Source organism: Stenotrophomonas sp. HMWF023 (assembly GCF_003060985.1).
Lineage (GTDB): Bacteria > Pseudomonadota > Gammaproteobacteria > Xanthomonadales > Xanthomonadaceae > Stenotrophomonas > Stenotrophomonas lactitubi.
In genome coordinates, this window is the sequence record NZ_QAIJ01000281.1 from 9905 (window position 1) to 25886 (window position 15982).

General features: G+C 66.9%; 14 protein-coding genes and 1 pseudogene. 8 read left to right on the forward strand and 7 right to left on the reverse strand.

Annotation, left to right across the window (positions count from 1 at the left end; genetic code table 11):
* A pseudogene (locus tag DBR20_RS23345) lies at window positions 1-183 on the forward strand (hypothetical protein); the annotation flags it as partial.
* Between the two features lie 135 nt (window positions 184-318).
* On the opposite strand, the gene hutC reads toward DBR20_RS23345, so the two are convergent.
* Both hutC and DBR20_RS15980 read right to left on the reverse strand, forming a co-directional pair.
* Window positions 319-1047: a histidine utilization repressor gene (hutC, locus tag DBR20_RS15975; RefSeq protein WP_108266861.1), complete on the reverse strand. Its 729-nt coding sequence runs from the start codon at window positions 1045-1047 to the stop codon at window positions 319-321.
* 28 nt (window positions 1048-1075) lie between these two features.
* The gene (locus DBR20_RS15980; protein WP_108266863.1) at window positions 1076-2446 is read right to left on the reverse strand and encodes a formimidoylglutamate deiminase; all 1371 of its coding nucleotides are present in this window, start codon (window positions 2444-2446) and stop codon (window positions 1076-1078) included.
* A 67-nt stretch (window positions 2447-2513) separates the two neighbouring features.
* Between DBR20_RS15980 and hutI the strand changes: the two genes are divergently transcribed.
* The 6 genes from hutI (at window position 2514) to DBR20_RS16010 (ending at window position 11636) form a co-directional block, all read left to right on the forward strand.
* Window positions 2514-3737, forward strand: coding sequence for an imidazolonepropionase (gene hutI / locus DBR20_RS15985; protein ID WP_108266885.1), 1224 nt, complete (start codon window positions 2514-2516; stop codon window positions 3735-3737).
* Window positions 3734-5275, forward strand: coding sequence for a histidine ammonia-lyase (gene hutH / locus DBR20_RS15990; RefSeq protein ID WP_108266865.1), 1542 nt, complete (start codon window positions 3734-3736; stop codon window positions 5273-5275). The genes hutI and hutH overlap by 4 nt, the downstream gene beginning before the upstream one ends.
* A complete protein-coding gene (gene hutG, locus DBR20_RS15995) occupies window positions 5272-6126 on the forward strand; it encodes an N-formylglutamate deformylase (protein ID WP_108266867.1) in 855 nt (284 codons plus the stop codon). Before hutH ends, hutG begins: the two co-directional genes overlap by 4 nt.
* Window positions 6123-7790: a urocanate hydratase gene (gene hutU / locus DBR20_RS16000; protein WP_108266869.1), complete on the forward strand. Its 1668-nt coding sequence runs from the start codon at window positions 6123-6125 to the stop codon at window positions 7788-7790. Before hutG ends, hutU begins: the two co-directional genes overlap by 4 nt.
* 148 nt (window positions 7791-7938) lie before the next feature.
* Window positions 7939-9375 carry a serine hydrolase domain-containing protein gene (locus DBR20_RS16005; protein ID WP_108266871.1) on the forward strand — a complete coding sequence of 479 codons (1437 nt, stop codon included), beginning with the start codon at window positions 7939-7941 and terminating at the stop codon, window positions 9373-9375.
* A gap of 152 nt (window positions 9376-9527) precedes the next feature.
* Entirely contained in the window at window positions 9528-11636 is a 2109-nt protein-coding gene (locus DBR20_RS16010) for a TonB-dependent receptor (protein ID WP_108266873.1), read from the forward strand.
* A 45-nt stretch (window positions 11637-11681) separates the two neighbouring features.
* Here DBR20_RS16010 and DBR20_RS16015 read toward each other — a convergent pair whose 3' ends face one another.
* The 4 genes from DBR20_RS16015 to DBR20_RS16030 all read right to left on the reverse strand — a co-directional run bounded on the left by DBR20_RS16015 (window position 11682) and on the right by DBR20_RS16030 (window position 14135).
* Window positions 11682-12197: a hypothetical protein gene (locus DBR20_RS16015; RefSeq protein ID WP_108266875.1), complete on the reverse strand. Its 516-nt coding sequence runs from the start codon at window positions 12195-12197 to the stop codon at window positions 11682-11684.
* Between the two features lie 48 nt (window positions 12198-12245).
* Entirely contained in the window at window positions 12246-12995 is a 750-nt protein-coding gene (locus DBR20_RS16020) for a hypothetical protein (RefSeq protein ID WP_108266877.1), read from the reverse strand.
* Complete coding sequence (locus tag DBR20_RS16025) at window positions 12992-13369, reverse strand: VOC family protein (RefSeq protein WP_100460482.1); 378 nt, start codon at window positions 13367-13369, stop codon at window positions 12992-12994. Before DBR20_RS16025 ends, DBR20_RS16020 begins: the two co-directional genes overlap by 4 nt.
* A gap of 187 nt (window positions 13370-13556) precedes the next feature.
* The gene (locus tag DBR20_RS16030; protein WP_108266879.1) at window positions 13557-14135 is read right to left on the reverse strand and encodes a TetR/AcrR family transcriptional regulator; all 579 of its coding nucleotides are present in this window, start codon (window positions 14133-14135) and stop codon (window positions 13557-13559) included.
* A gap of 69 nt (window positions 14136-14204) precedes the next feature.
* Between DBR20_RS16030 and DBR20_RS16035 the strand changes: the two genes are divergently transcribed.
* Window positions 14205-14750, forward strand: coding sequence for a thioesterase family protein (locus DBR20_RS16035; protein ID WP_108266881.1), 546 nt, complete (start codon window positions 14205-14207; stop codon window positions 14748-14750).
* 30 nt (window positions 14751-14780) lie between these two features.
* Here the strand turns inward: DBR20_RS16035 and DBR20_RS16040 are convergent, their stop codons facing one another.
* Window positions 14781-15908 carry an agmatine deiminase family protein gene (locus DBR20_RS16040; protein WP_108266883.1) on the reverse strand — a complete coding sequence of 376 codons (1128 nt, stop codon included), beginning with the start codon at window positions 15906-15908 and terminating at the stop codon, window positions 14781-14783.
* Window positions 15909-15982 lie beyond the last annotated feature (74 nt).

The following is a 15982-nucleotide window of genomic DNA, read 5'->3' on the forward strand; positions in this document are numbered from 1 at the left end:
AGCGGCGTCTGGCTGACCCGGCAGACGCTGGCGATCAACCGCACTGGAGAACTGGAAACGGTGTGGCCACGCGTGTGTCAGGAAGTGCTTCGCTACCCCGCCCTGCGCAACGTGCGCGTGCAGCTCAATGCCCGCCCCGGCGTGGATGAGCCGGTGCGCTGGCGGCAGTGCGCGACGTATTGATGGGCTGAGGGGTGACTGTGCCGAACTCGCTCGGCTGCTCGGCACCGCATCCACGCATGGCGTGGATCTACTCACGGCGGCTCATTCCCGCTTGGCTGAAAGCGCCCCAGGAACAAGCCGGGCGTGTCTTCGCCCCTATCGCGCCCCAGGCGAGAAGCGGGCGACCAGATCCCAGGCATCCCCCAGGAACATCTGACGCACGCGGGTGATCGGCTGTTCGCCGCGCCAGGTCAGGCGCTCGATCACCAGGCAGGCGGTACCGGGTTTCACGTCCAGCAGCTTGGCGGTGGGCGCGTCGGCGCCCCAGGCGCTGATGCGATGCTGCGCGCGTGTCCACGACACGTTCTGCAGCAGCCAGCTGCCCGGTGCGGTGGTGCTGAAGTCCACGTCCAGCACCTCGGGAACGCCGACCGGACTGATCAGGCGATGCTCCAGCGCCAACGGACGGCCATCGGCCAGATGCAGGCAGCGCATCGCCAGCAACTGTTCGCTGCCCGCCAGTTCCACTTCGCCGGCATTTGCTGCCTCGGCCAGGCGCAGTTCGCGCTGCAGCAGGCGGTAGCCGTACTGATGCCCGCGCGAGCCGACCTCCATGGCGATGTCCGGGATCTCCAGCGCCACCTGCTCCAGATGCGGTGGCTGCCGGGCCACGAACGAGCCCGCTCGTCGACGGCGCTCGATCATGCCGCTCTCCGCCAGCGCCGTCAGTACCTTGTTCACCGTCATCCGCGAGCAACCGTACTGCTCCATCAGCTCGTGCTCGTACGGAATACGGAAGCCCGGCGCCCACTCCCCGCTGAGGATGCGGCTTTCCAGGTCGCTGCGGATGCGCTGGTTGAGCGTGGCGGACTTGCTGGCCTTCACGTAGTGGGGTCTCGATGGTGGGAGGCGATCAGCCCAGCACGCCACGCAGGGCAGCGGCGAAGGCGGTGGTGATGGCCTCGCGCTGCAGGTGGCGGCCCTCGGCCACGCACTGGCGGCCATGGCGCCAGACCGATCGCAGCGCGCCATTACGTGCGGCGAACATCCAGCTGTCAAGCCATGCGTCACCGTGTCGCGCCTGCAGCGCGGGGTGCGCAGCATCCAGTTCAACCATGTCAGCGCTGGCACCCACCTGCAGGCCGGCAGCTACGCCCAGCGCCTGTGCACCGCCCTGCAGCGCCCCTTCAAACAGGAAGCGCCCGGTGCTGCGACCGGCATCCGGGGCCAACACGTTGCGACCCCGCAGGGTCAGGCGCTGGCCGTATTCCAGCAGGCGCAGCTCTTCTGCGGCATCGATCAGCACGTTGGAATCGGAGCCGACGCCGAAGCGTCCGCCCTCGCGTGCGAAGGCCTGCATCGGGAACAGGCCGTCACCCAGGTTGGCTTCGGTAATCGGACACAGGCCGGCCACGGCCTTGCTGGCGACCATCTGCGCACGCTCGTCGTCGGTGATGTGGGTGGCGTGCACCAGGCACCAACGCGCATCGACCGGGGCATGTTCGTACAGCCACTGCACCGGGCGCATGCCGCTCCATGCCAGGCAGGCCTCGACCTCGCGCACCTGCTCGGCAATGTGGATGTGAACCGGGCCGTCGGTCAGCGGCAGCAGCGCGCTCAGCTCGTCGCCGGTCACCGCGCGCAGGCTGTGCGGTGCGATGCCGAGCACCGCATCGGGCAGCGTGGCCAGCGCGGTACGGGCGCCATCGAGCAGCTGTGCGAACCCGTCTACGTCGTGGATGAGGCGGCGCTGCCCCGGGTTCGGCGGCGCCCCACCGAAATCAGCGTGGGCATAGAACACCGGCAGCAGGGTCAGGCCGATGCCGGTCTGCTCGGCCGCAGCAGCAATCTGCACGCTCATCTCGGCGCGATTGGCGTAGGGGCGGCCATCGGCATCGTGGTGCAGGTAGTGGAATTCACCGACGCGGGTGAAGCCGCTTTCCAGCATCTCCATGTACGCCTGGGCGGCGATGGCCTGCACTGCGTCCGGGCGCAGATGGGCCAGGAAGCGGTACATCAGTTCGCGCCAGCTCCAGAAGCTGTCGCCGTCGCCGCCACCGATCTCGGTCAGCCCAGCCATTCCGCGTTGGAAGGCGTGGCTGTGCAGGTTCGGCAGGCCCGGCACCAGGATGCCCACGCGGGCATCACCGTCCTGCGCTGCCTGCCCGCGCGTGACCGCCGCGATGCGCCCTTCCTGCACCTGCAGGCGGACATCGGCGGCCCAGCCGTCGGCCAGCAGGGCGTGGGCGGCATGGAAGGAGTGCGGGGAACGCGAATCGGACATGGCTGGACAACCCGAATTGGACGCCTATATTGTATAGACATATAAGCACAGCCGCGTTGTGGATGCCATGCACGTCGATACCCTCTGGTCCAACGTCCACCTGATGACCCTCGATGGCGAGGGGTTGGGTGTCCTTCGCGATGCAGTACTGGCCGCCACCGATGGCCGCATCGTCCATGTGGGCCCTGCCGGCAGCGATGCCCACCTGCAGCCGACCACCCGCATCGACGGCGAAGGCCGCTGGATGTCGCCGGGCCTGATCGACTGCCACACCCACCTGGTCTACGCCGGCAACCGCGCCAACGAATTCGAGCAACGCCTGCAGGGTGTGAGCTATGCCGAGATCGCCCGTGCCGGCGGCGGCATTGTCTCCACGGTACGCGCCACCCGCGCCGCCTCGCCAGAGCAGTTGGCACACGAGAGCCGCCCTCGCCTGTTGGCGATGCGCGCCGAAGGCGTGACCACCATCGAGATCAAATCCGGCTACGGCCTGACCCTGCAGGACGAGCGCAAGCAGCTGCAGGTGGCCCGTGCGCTGGGCGAAGAATGCCGGGTGAACGTGGTGCCGACCTTCTTGGGGGCACACGCGGTTCCGCCGGGCCGCGAGGCACAGGAATACACCGACGAGGTGTGCGAGGTGATGATCCCCGCCATCGCTGCCGAAGGCCTGGCCGAAGCCGTGGACATCTTCTGCGAGAACATCGCGTTCTCGCCCGCACAGGCACGCCAGGTCTTCGAAGCCGCGCGCGCGCATGGGCTGGCGATCAAGATCCACGCCGAACAGCTGAGCAACCAGCATGGCGCCGAACTGGCGGCCGGTTTCGGTGCGCTGTCGGCCGACCATATCGAACACCTGGACGACGCCGGCATTGCCGCGATGGCGGCCGCCGGCACCGTCGCCGTGCTGCTGCCCGGGGCGTTCTATTTCACCCGCGACACTACCCTGCCGCCGATCGCTGCGCTGCGCGCGGCCGGCGTACCGCTGGCGCTGGCCACCGACAGCAACCCGGGCACCTCGCCGCTGACCAGCCCGCTGCTGGCGATGAACATGGGCGCCACCCTGTTCCGCCTGACCGTGGACGAATGCATCGCCGGCTTCACCCGTGAAGCGGCGCGCGCGCTGGGCCATGGCGCGCGCATCGGCCGCCTGGCCGTTGGCATGGACTGCGACCTGGCGATCTGGGACATCGACGCCCCCGCCGACCTGGTCTATCGCATTGGATTCAACCCGCTGCACGCGCGTGTACTGCGCGGACAGCCCGACCTGCCTGCCTCCTGGAGCAACACATGAGCAACACCCTGGTTCTTCGCCCCGGCCATGTCACCCTTGCCCAGTGGCGGCAGGCGTATCGCGGTGCGCCGCTGTCGCTCGACCCGGCCGCGTTGCCGGCCGTGCGAGCCAGCGCTGCAACGGTGGCAGCCATCGTTGCCAAGGGCGCACCGGTGTATGGCATCAACACCGGTTTCGGCAAGCTGGCCAGCGTGCGCATCGAACGCGAGGATCTGGCCACCCTGCAGCGGAACATCGTGCTTTCGCATGCCGCGGGCGTGGGCGAGCCGATGCCGGTGAATGTGGTGCGGCTGATGATGGCGCTGAAGCTGGTCAGCCTGGCCCAGGGTGCTTCCGGCGTGCGCGAGGAAACGCTGCTGCTGCTGGAAGCCATGCTGGTGAAAGGCGTGCTGCCGGTGGTGCCGGCGCAGGGCTCGGTCGGTGCTTCGGGCGACCTGGCACCGCTCTCGCACCTGGCCAGCGTGATGATCGGCGTCGGTGAGGCCTTCGTTGGCGATGAGCGCCTGCCCGCCGTGGACGCACTGGCGCGTGCTGGCCTGCAGCCGGTGGAACTGGGCGCGAAGGAAGGCCTGGCCCTGCTCAACGGCACCCAGTTCTCTACCGCGTACGCACTGGCCGGCCTGTTTGAAATTGAAACCGTGTTCCAGGCCGCGCTGGTCACCGGCGCGCTGTCGGTGGAAGCGGCCAAGGGCTCGGACACGCCGTTCGATCCGCGCATCCATGCCCTTCGCGGCCAGCGCGGGCAGATCGCCACCGCCGCCACCCTGCGCACGCTGATGCAGGATTCGGGCATCCGCGAATCGCACCGCGACAATGACGTGCGCGTACAGGATCCGTACTGCCTGCGGTGCCAGCCGCAGGTGATGGGTGCGGCGCTGGACATCCTGCGCCAGGCCGCGACCACGCTGGAAATCGAAGCCAATGGCGTGTCCGACAATCCGCTGGTGTTCACCGATACCGGTGAGGCGCTGTCCGGCGGCAACTTCCACGCCGAGCCGGTGGCCTTTGCCGCCGACATGCTGGCGATGGCGGTGTGCGAGATCGGCTCGATCAGCGAGCGCCGCCTGGCGATGCTGGTCGACCCTGCGCTGTCCGGCCTGCCGGCGTTCCTGACCCCGCGCCCCGGTTTGAATTCCGGCTTCATGATTCCGCAGGTGACCGCTGCTGCGCTGGTCTCGGAGAACAAGCAGCGCGCCTACCCGGCCAGCGTCGATTCGATCCCGACGTCGGCCAACCAGGAAGACCATGTGTCGATGGCCGCGCATGGCGCACGCCGCCTGATGCAGATGGCCGAGAACGCGGCCAACGTGATCGGCATCGAGCTGCTGGCCGCCGCGCAGGGCTGTGACTTCCATGCGCCGCTGCGCTCCAGCACTGCACTGGAGAACGTGCGCGCGACGCTGCGTGCACAGGTGCCGATGCTGGAAGAAGATCGCTACTTCCACCCGGACATGGTGATCGCGACCGATCTGGTCCGCAGCGGCGCACTGGCCAAGGGCCTGGTAGAGCTGCTGCCCACGGTGGAACCGCAGGCATGAGCGGCCATCCCGATTGGCTGACCGTGCACGAGGGCGATGCCCCGCTGATCGTCAGCTTCCCGCACACCGGCAGCGAGCTGCCGCATGACCTGATCGGCGACTTCCACTCGCCGTGGCTGGCGCGGCGCGATGCTGACTGGTGGGTGCATGAGCTGTACGACTTCGCACGTGGCATGGGCGCGACCACCGTGCGCTCGGCGATCTCGCGCTCGGTGATCGATCTCAACCGCGATCCCAGCGGCGTGTCGCTGTACCCGGGCCAGAACACCACCGGCCTGTGCCCGCTGACTACCTTCGACAACCAGCCGCTGTACCACGCAGGTCGCGAACCGGACGACGCCGAGATTGCCCGCCGTCGCGACACCTATTTCGCGCCGTACCACGACGCTCTGGCCAAGCAGATCGCACGCCTGCGTGCACGCCACGGCACCGTGGTGGTGTACGACGCACATTCGATCCGTTCGCACATCCCGCACCTGTTCGATGGCGAGCTGCCGCAGTTCAACCTCGGCACTGCCGGGCCGTCCGGTGCACCGGACACTTCCTGCGACAATGCGTTGAGCGACGTTGTCGAAAATCTGCTGAAGATCAGCGGCATGAGCCAGGTGCGCAACGGCCGCTTCAAGGGCGGCTGGATCACCCGCCACTACAGCAGCATCGCCGGTGGTGTGCACAGCCTGCAGATGGAACTGGCCTGCCGCGGTTACATGCACGAGCCGCTACCCGACCAGGTGGACGAGCACAGCTGGCCCACCCCGCTCGACCCCGACCACGCCGCACCGCTGCGCCACACCTTGGCGCAGGTGCTCAACGCCTGCCTTGAATTCGCTACGAACCGGAGCGCCGCATGACCCGCAACGACCCGTCCCGCACCATCGCCGCACCGACCGGCACCACGCTCACCGCAAAAAGCTGGCTGACCGAAGCGCCGCTGCGCATGCTGATGAACAACCTGCACCCCGACGTGGCCGAGCGCCCGCAGGAACTGGTGGTGTACGGTGGCATCGGCCGCGCCGCGCGCGACTGGGAGAGCTTCGACGCCATCGTCGAAACCCTCAAGCGCCTGGACGATGACCAGACCCTGCTGGTGCAGTCGGGCAAGCCGGTGGGCGTATTCCGCACCCATGCCGATGCACCGCGCGTGCTCATCGCCAACTCCAACCTGGTACCGCGCTGGGCCAACTGGGACCACTTCAACGAGCTGGATAAGAAAGGCCTGGCGATGTATGGCCAGATGACCGCCGGCAGCTGGATCTACATCGGCGCGCAGGGCATCGTGCAGGGTACCTACGAGACCTTCGTGGAAATGGGCCGCCAGCACTACAACGGCAGCCTGGCCGGCAGGTGGCTGTTCACCGGCGGACTGGGTGGCATGGGCGGCGCGCAGCCGCTGGCCGCAGTGATGGCTGGCGCCTCGTGCCTGGCGGTGGAATGCCGCAAGAGCAGCATCGAAATGCGCCTGCGTACCGGCTACCTGGATACCTGGACCGACGATCTGGATGAGGCCCTGCGCCTGATCGAAGAATCGTGCACCGCCAAAAAGCCACTGTCGGTCGGCCTGCTCGGCAATGTTGCCGACGTGCTGGACGAACTGCTGATCCGTGGCGTGAAGCCGGACCTGCTTACCGACCAGACCTCCGCGCACGACCCGGTCAACGGTTACCTGCCGCAGGACTGGACGGTGGAAGAATGGGATGCCAAGCGCGTAACCGCGCCTAAGGAAGTGGAGAAGGCCGCGCGTGCGTCGATGGCCAACCACATCCGCGCCATGCTCGGCTTCCACTCACTGGGCGTGCCGACCGTGGACTACGGCAACAACCTGCGGCAGATGGCGCTGGAAGAAGGTGTCGAGGACGCGTTCGATTTCCCGGGTTTCGTGCCGGCCTACATCCGACCGCTGTTCTGCCGTGGCATCGGCCCGTTCCGTTGGGCCGCGCTCAGTGGCGACCCGGAAGACATCGCCAAGACCGATGCCAAGGTGAAGGAGCTGATTCCGGACAATCCGCACCTGCACCGCTGGCTGGACATGGCCGCCGAGAAGATCAAGTTCCAGGGCCTGCCGGCGCGCATCTGCTGGGTCGGGCTGGGTGATCGCGATCGACTGGGCCTGGCCTTCAACGAGATGGTGGCCAACGGTGAGCTGAAGGCACCGGTGGTGATCGGTCGCGACCATCTGGACAGCGGCAGCGTGGCCTCGCCGAACCGCGAAACCGAAGCGATGGCCGACGGTTCCGATGCAGTGTCCGACTGGCCGCTGCTGAACGCCCTGCTCAACACCGCCAGCGGTGCGACCTGGGTGTCGCTGCACCATGGCGGCGGCGTCGGCATGGGCTTCTCGCAGCACGCCGGCATGGTGATCGTCTGCGATGGCACTGAAGCGGCAGCCAAGCGGATTGCACGCGTGCTGTGGAACGACCCGGCGACGGGCGTGATGCGCCATGCCGATGCAGGGTATGAGATCGCCATTGAATGCGCGAAGGAGAAGGGGCTGGATCTACCGGGGATTCTCGGCTGATCGAGCGTCGCCGGGCACGGCCCGGCGCTACCGGAAACGTGTGGTAGTGCCGGCCGCTGGCCGGCTCTCCCTGATGCGGGAATCGGTGCTCTTGACCCGCTATCCTGCCGTAGCCAAGATGCGCCATCGCCGCTGACGGAACATCGCGATGTACCGCACGCTTGCTGCCGTATTGCTCTGTGCCCTGGCCATCGCACTGCCCGCTTCGGCGCGTGACGTTCCAGGCGACCTCACCGCGCAGCTGGACGTACAACTGCAGGCCAACCGCGAGCGCTACGGCATCGCCGGGCAGGCAGTGCTGGTCGCGCACGACGGCAAAGTGCTCTACCACGGCACCAGCGGCGAACGCGATCCGGCTACCCACGCACCCGCCACCGTCGATTCCATATTCGCCGCGCAGTCGGTAGCAAAACTGCTCACCAGCACGCTGGTGATGCAGCTGGTGGACCAGGGCAAGGTGGATCTGGATGCACCGGCCAGCCGCTATGTTCCAGCCCTGCCCATCGCGTGGCAGGAGATACGCCTGCGCGATTTCCTCAATCACAGTTCCGGCATCGCCGAGTACTACGAGCGAAAGGGCGAACACTGGGTGAGCAAGGGCTACAACGGCCTCGCACCCGATCTCGCCGCCGCACTGAAGGTCGCCGGTTCGGCGCCGATGCAGTTCGTCCCGGGCAGCCGTGTGCAGTACACCCAGGCCAACTACCTGGTACTGACCGCGTTGCTGGAAACCCATTACGGCAAGCCCTATCCGGCCATCGCGCGCGAACGCATCCTGCAACCGCTGAAGATGCGCAGCACCTCGTGGGGCACGGCCAGCGTGCCGGCGCAGCGCGCAGCCGTGCCTTACATCGGCAAGGACGGCCAACTGCAGCCGGCCAATGAAGATCCCTGGCCGAACTACGGCTGGGGCCATGCCGACCTGCAGACCACCGTCGGCGACATGAACCGCTTCCTGCAGGCGCTGGCGACCGGCAAGCTGCTGCGCACGGCCACGCTGGAAGCACTGTGGCAGCCACAGAAACTGACCAGTGGAGGCAGCAACTTCTTCTCCACCGGCTGGGATACCACCCGCAGCGACGGCTACACCCAGGTCGGCCACGATGGCGGCACCCGCGTGCGGGCGCGGCTGGCCTACAAGGGCACGCTGGCCAGCGGCTACTGGGTGTTCGTGTACCTGACCAATGGCAGTGCCCGCAATGTCTGGTCGAGCACGCTGGTGGAAAGCACCATGGCAGTGGCTGCGCCGGGCGAGTTTCCGCATGCGGCACTGGCCGAACGTTTGATCGGCTACGCCTTGGGCAGCGACAGCAGCAGTGAAGGCACCCTGCGTGCATGGTTGCGCGAGAGCAGTGGCATTCCTTCCAATGAGCTGGAGCGGGCCATCAACGCGACCGGCTACGCGATCCGCAACAATCTGGGTGATCGACCCGCACTGAAGGTCTTCACCCTCAACACCGCGCTGTATCCCACCTCGGCCAATGCCTGGGACAGCCTGGCCGAATGCCATGCAGCGCTGGGCGAAAGAGAGATCGCCGAAGCCCTGTACCTGAAGTCGAAGAGATTGGCGAAACAGCCGTTGTAGGGCTGATCCACGCTCGGCTCCGGTGCCACAAGAGCAGCCGAGCATGGGCTCGGCTCTACACGTATCGCGCGGCCCATACGCACCAGGTGGGTGACGTACTGCATCCGACCTGTTAACTTGCGCGCCTGTTTTTTGGTTTACAGACTGTCCGCATGCCCTTCCTGCCTTATCGCCCCACCCGCTCCCCGCTGTCGCTGGCCATCCTGCTTGGCCTGTCCACCGTCGCCCACGCCGCACCGCAGGCCACCACCCTCGATGCGGTGCAGGTCACTGCCGCCGATGCCAGCGCCCAAGCGCGCGAAGCGCTGAAGCGCGTGCCGGGCGCCAGCAACGTCATCGACGTGGCCAAAGCGGACAGCCGCCTCTCCAGCAGCGCCGACGTGCTGGCCTACCAGCCCGGCATCAGCGCGCAGTCACCGGGCAACGAAGGCACCAAGGTGTCGATCCGTGGTTCGGGCATCAACCGTGGCCCGGGCGCGCATGCTTCCGGCATCGCGGTATCGATCGACGGCCTGCCGCTGACCGGCCCGGGCGGCACGCCCTACGAACTGCTGGAACCGTTGTGGCTATCGCGTGTGGAAGTACTGCGCGGGGCGAACGGCTTCGAACGCGGCGCGCTGGCGCTGGGCGGTGCCATCGACTACATCAGCCGCAGTGGCCGCGATTCGGCTGGCGTGCAGCTGCACTACGAAGCGGGCAGCCGTGGCTACCAGAAACGCGGCCTCAGCTGGGGCGGCGTCAGCGGCGATGTCGATTACTTCCTGGCCTATACCGATACCGAATTCGATGGCTACCAGCGCCATGCATCCGGCGATGGCAAGGGCGCGATGGCCAACATCGGCTGGCAGATCACCCCCGATCTGCAGACCCGCTTCTTCGTGCGCTACCGCGAAACCAACCACGAAACACCCGGGCGCCTGACCCGCGAGCAGATCCGCAACGATCCGCGCGCGGCGAACCCGGCCAACCTCGCCATCGATGCGCGCCGTCCGCAACCGGGCAGCACCTGGGTGGGCAATGTCACCACGCTGCAGATCGATGAGGATTCGTCGCTGCAGGCCGGGCTGGTCTATCACAAGTATCCGATGGACTTGAACGAAAGCCTGTACCGCCAGCAGCTGGACTACGCCAACCTCAACGCCACGCTGGACTACCGCCGCCGGCACACGCTGTTCGGTCGGGACAGCGAAACCACCATCGGCCTGCGCGTTACCCACGACCTGGATGCGGATGTGCGCGAGTCGCTGCGCTTTGCCAACAACGGTTATGTCGCCGGCACCCGCACGCGCGACTTCCGCCACCATGGCACCGACAGCACGCTGCATATCGGCAACAACCTGGCTGTGAATGAGCGGCTGCGCGTACAGACCGGGTTTGCGCTGATCAACACCCGCCGCGATGTGCAGGTCACCTGGCCGAGCAGTGGTGGCCGCCTGCGCGAACACGACTGGGACTACGCGCCGCGGCTGGGCTTCACCTGGCAGCAGACGCCACAGACGCAGTGGTTCGGCAACCTCAGTCGTTCGGTAGAAGCGCCTCATCCGTGGTCGATGATCTGGGGCTCCAACCAGTACTTCGGCGCGGGCAATGGCCCGTCCAGCGGCCGCCAGCGCGCGCCGGTGCCGATGCAGAACCAGACCGCCACCACTCTGGAACTGGGTGCACGCGGCGACGCCGCGGTGGGCCGCTGGGAACTGACCGGCTACTACGCGCACGTGAGCCATGAACTGCTGAGCGTGGAACTGCAGCCGGTGCCGAACCTGTTCATTGCCGAGAACAACGCCAGCCCCACCGTGCACCGCGGCCTCGAGGCCGGACTGGACAGCACCTTGTGGCAGGCCGCACCGGGCCGTTTGTCGCTGCGCCAGGCCTATACCTTCAGCGATTTCCGTTATCGCCATGACACGCGCTTCGGCAGCAACCGCCTGCCAGGCCTGCCGCGCCACGCCTACCAGGCCGAACTGCGCTTCGACCACGCTTCGGGCCTGTATGCAGCATTGAACACCGAGTACGCCTCGCGCATCGCGGTGGACTACGCCAACAGCTACTGGGCCGACAGCCACGTCATCTTCGGCAGCCGCATCGGTTACGACGCCCCGGGCGGCCGCTGGCAGCTGTGGGCGGAGATGCGCAACATCGGCGACCGCCATTACGCCGCCACCGTCACCCCCGGTTACAACGATGCCGGCAAGGACGTGGCGCGCTCCACGCCCGGCGAAGGCCGCGGCGTGTATGCGGGCGTGCGCTGGCGCTTCGATTGATTGCTGCAGGCGGCGCCGGACGTGATCCGGCGCCGCGACTCCAGGTCAGCCGATGCGCCACGCAGGCAGGCGCTCACTGCGCTTCCAGATGGATGGCGCAAAGGCGATCAACACCATTGCCGCCAGCCACTTCGGCGATGTGCTGAGCAGTGTGGAGGTCAATGCAGCATCCAGCGGAGCGGCCTCCTCCTGCCAAGGGTTGTAACCGAGGTAGATGATGCTGCCTGCCCACCACAGCAGGGCCAGTCCCATCCCCAGCAGCAGCACGGCCATGGTGCGGCAGGTCCAGCGCTGCGAAGTCGTGCCCCACTCGCGGGAAATGGCGACCAGCAGGGCAACCACCATCAACGACACCAGCGCCACCAGGCCGATGTCCACCTTGTGCCCGATGCGTTCATAGGTGCAGGCGCGGCATTGGACTTCTTCTGCGGCCGCCTCCGTTGTGGGCGGGGCCGCTGTGGGCTCCGACTGGGCCATCACCGCGAAGGGCATCAACACCGCGAGCATCGCCATCATCAACCAACGAACGAACTTCCTGTTACTGCGTGCAGCGACATCCATGCGCTTCTCCTTGCGTTTGATTGAAATTCAACGTCGTGGCAGATCCTGCTACAACGCCTTGAACACCTGCATCAGGCTGACCGCATCCGGTGCCAGCTCCTGCGCAAGCCAGCCCAGACCGGCGAAGAACACCAGCAGGCCCAGCAGCGGCCAGATCGTATGGGACAGGCACAGTCGCCACCAGCCCTGCGCCTGCATGCCCTGCATACGCTTGTACAGACCACCTGCGATGGCCGCATCCACCAGCAGTTCGGCCATCAGCACCGGTGCCGACCAGACCACCCAGACACTGGCCAGGAGCACCGTAGCCACCAGCGCGATGATGCCGAGAACGGCCAGCAGCGGCAGGCCTGCCTCGCCGTCGGCTACGTCCAGCAACGACGTGCTGTCGGCACTCGTGCTGGAGGACGCTGCGGATTCCCCCCACGAGGCGGACGCGCCACCACCGCCGGAATGCCCGCCGCTGCCGGTCCACGGCGATCCCGGGCTGCCACCGCCGCCGGGCTCGGAACTCAATCCGTCGGCCACCGCATCCCAGCGCCACCGGATCCAGATCCACATCAGCAGCAGGAACACGCCATAGGCCATCAGCACGGCCAGTGGATAGCGCAGCAGCATCGCGTCCATGCCCGCCAGGCGCAGCACGTGCGAGGCGAGGAATCCGGCGGCGCCGGTCAGCACGACGATCAGGGCCATCTGCAACCGTGGCCAGCCACGATGCTGCAGCTGCCGGCGTGCGTGCATCGCTTCAGTGCTGCGGCTGCTCGGCATGGAAACAGGCGGGCGCCGGTTGCTCATATCGCCGCCTTGGTCACCGCCTCGATGCGATGGCCGTCAGGATCGATCACGAACGCGGCGTAGTAACGGTCGCCGTAATCCGGGCGCAGGCCCGCGGGTCCGTTGTCCTGGCCTCCGGTTGCCAACGCAGCACGATGGAAGGCATCAACAGCCGCGCGCGTGGTTGCCGCCAACGCCAGATGGAAGCCGGGTCCCGGCGCCGCCGCATCGTCGCGCAGCTTCAGGCAGAGCAGGTCTTCATCATCGACCAGGCCATAGCCGATCGCGGTGTCGTCTTCGAAGACGCGGCGATAGCCAAGCGCTGCGAGCACCGCATCATAGAAGCGGCCTGCAGCGTGCAGATCGCGGACCCCGAAAGAAAGATGGTGCAGCATGCGGACATCCTTGCCTGGCACGCGGTTGGTGGTTGGCGGATTGTAACCACGAATCGAGGTCGCTGCCTGCCAGCCCACATGCGTGCCGGATGCTGCAATGCAGGGCGACGATTCAGGCGGCGACATTGAAACCGATCCATCGTGGCAACCAGCCAGGACTCGCGATGCGTCTCCCGACGCGGGTGATTCAAGCGGGCGGTGCAGCCGCCTTCAACAACTGCGCCGCCACCTGATCGAACGGCGCAATGTCCTGCAGCGCGCGGCTCATCGCCACCGCTCCTTCCACGCTGGCTATCACCAGGCTGGCCAGCCCGTTCGCCGTCGCAGGTTCGTGGCCGTCGGCGATGAAGGCAGTGGCCAGGTGGCCCTGCCAGCGCACGAACACTTCGGCGGCCGCCGCACGCGGCTGGCTGGGCGTGGCTTCTACCGGCTCCTCGACGGCCGCCGCCAGCACCGGGCAGCCTGCGCGAAAACCGGTGCGCAGCAGGCGCTCGCGCCACAGTGCCAGGAACTGCTGCAACCCCGGCACTGCACCGCCCTTCAGCAGCTCGATCAGCAGCGCCTCCACCTTGTCGCCTGCCATCGTGGTGGCACGTGCCAGCAGTTCCTGCTTGCCGCCCGGGAAGTGGTGATACGTGGACCCCAACGGCGCTTCGGCCAGCTTGGTCACTTCGCGGATGCTGGTGGCATTGAGGCCCACCCGCGCAAGCATCTGCGCCGCGGCATCGATCACACGCTGGGGGGCATCAGATGATCGCGGGCTCACGGCAGGCTCCTTGCTAAGACAGTCGTCATAGACTAGCGTATCGACCGTTCTATAACAGTCGTCATAGCCATGAATCTCTGGTTCCGCCTGCTCCACCTGCTGCTGTGCAGCCTGTTCCGGCCCAAGCTGGACGCACCATTCGGGGTCTCGCGCCTCTCCTTCCGGGTGCTGCCCAACGACCTGGACAGCAACCTGCACATGACCAACGGCCGCTACTGGAACATCTTCGATCTGGGCCGGCTGGACCTGATCCTGCGCATGGGGCTGGGCAAAGTGGCGCTGCGTGAGAAGTGGGCGCCGATCGTCGGCGCCGGCACCATCCAGTTCCGCCGCGAGCTGAAGCCGTTCCAGCGCTTCACCCTGGAAACGCGGCTGGTCGGCTGGGTCGGCACACGCGGCATCATGGAGCAGCGCGTACTGATCGGCGCAGAGCAGAAAACCGCCACGCGTGCGCTGCTGATCACCGGCATCTATGACCGCCGCGCGCGGCAGTTCGTCGGCATGCCGCAGATGATGGAATCGATCGGCGTGGTTGCTCCGCCCTCGCCGGCCCTGAGTGCGGCAGCCGAGGCACTGCTGGCTGCCGATGCTGCATTGAAGCTGGAAGATGCCTGACCCAGCACCCAGGCAGTGCCGTCGCTGGCGCTACCCGACTCGCGGTATGTTCTTGGTCACGCAATGGATGCCGCCACCGCCGCCGGCAATCGCATCGATATCCACCTGCTCGATGGTGCGACCGGGATACAGGTCTTCCAACAGTTCGCGGCAGTAGCCATCCGCCTTCGCGTCACCAAACTGCGGTGCGATCACCGCACCGTTGATCGGCAGGTAATTGATGTAGCCGCGGGCCAGATCGTCATTGTCGCGGGTGTGTACATTGTCGCGCCCGCCCAGCGGCGGCGGCAGCGTGTGCACCTGCAGCCTGCGACCGTCGGCATCGGTGGCCTCGCGCAGGATCTGCAGATGCTCGCGGGTCAGATCGTAATCGTAGGACTCCGGGTCGTTGTCCAGGTTGGCGATCACCACGCCGGGGCGCACGAAGCGGGCGTAGAAATCCACATGCGCATCGGTGATGTCTTCGCCAGCGATGCCGGGCAACCAGATCACCTTGCGCAGGCCCAGGTGGTGTTTCAATTCCGCTTCGATATCCGCGCGTGACCAGCCCGGATTGCGGTTGCGGTTCACCCAGCAGCTTTCGGTCAGGATCGCGGTGCCGTGGCCATCGACTTCGATGCCACCGCCCTCGCCCACCAGATCGCTTTCCAGCAGCGTCGCGCCGATCATCTGCGCCAGCCACGGTGCTACTGCGCCATCGCTGCGTGCACTCTGCTTGCCGCCCCAGCCATTGAAGTTGAAATCGACCAGGCCAAGCCCGCCGTTGCCATCGGTAACGAAACAGCCGCCGTAGTCACGCACCCAGATGTCGTCCAGCGGCACGTCGAGAAATTCGATGTTGTCACTGCCGCAGCGTTCCTGCGCCTGCCGGCGCTGTGCAGGACGGCACAGCACGCTGACCGGCTGATGGCGGGCGATGGTGCGCGCCAGCCGGGCGACAGCACTGTTCACCGCATCGGCCTGCGCGCCCCATACCCGCGGCTGTGCAGCGAAGGCCAGGAAGACGCGTTCCTGCGGACCGTGCTCATCGGGCATCTGCCACCCGGCCGGTGCAGCGGCACGGGCGCGGGCAGGCAGTCCGGTCAGACCCAGCGCGGCCAGGCCGCCCAGGCCGGCGGTTGCGGCGAGTTGGGTGATGAAATGGCGTCGGGTAGACATGACAGGCTCCAGAGGCGGACCGTGAAGTCCAGCTGATCGATTCAGGCGCACCGGCTGATGCGCGACAGATCCAT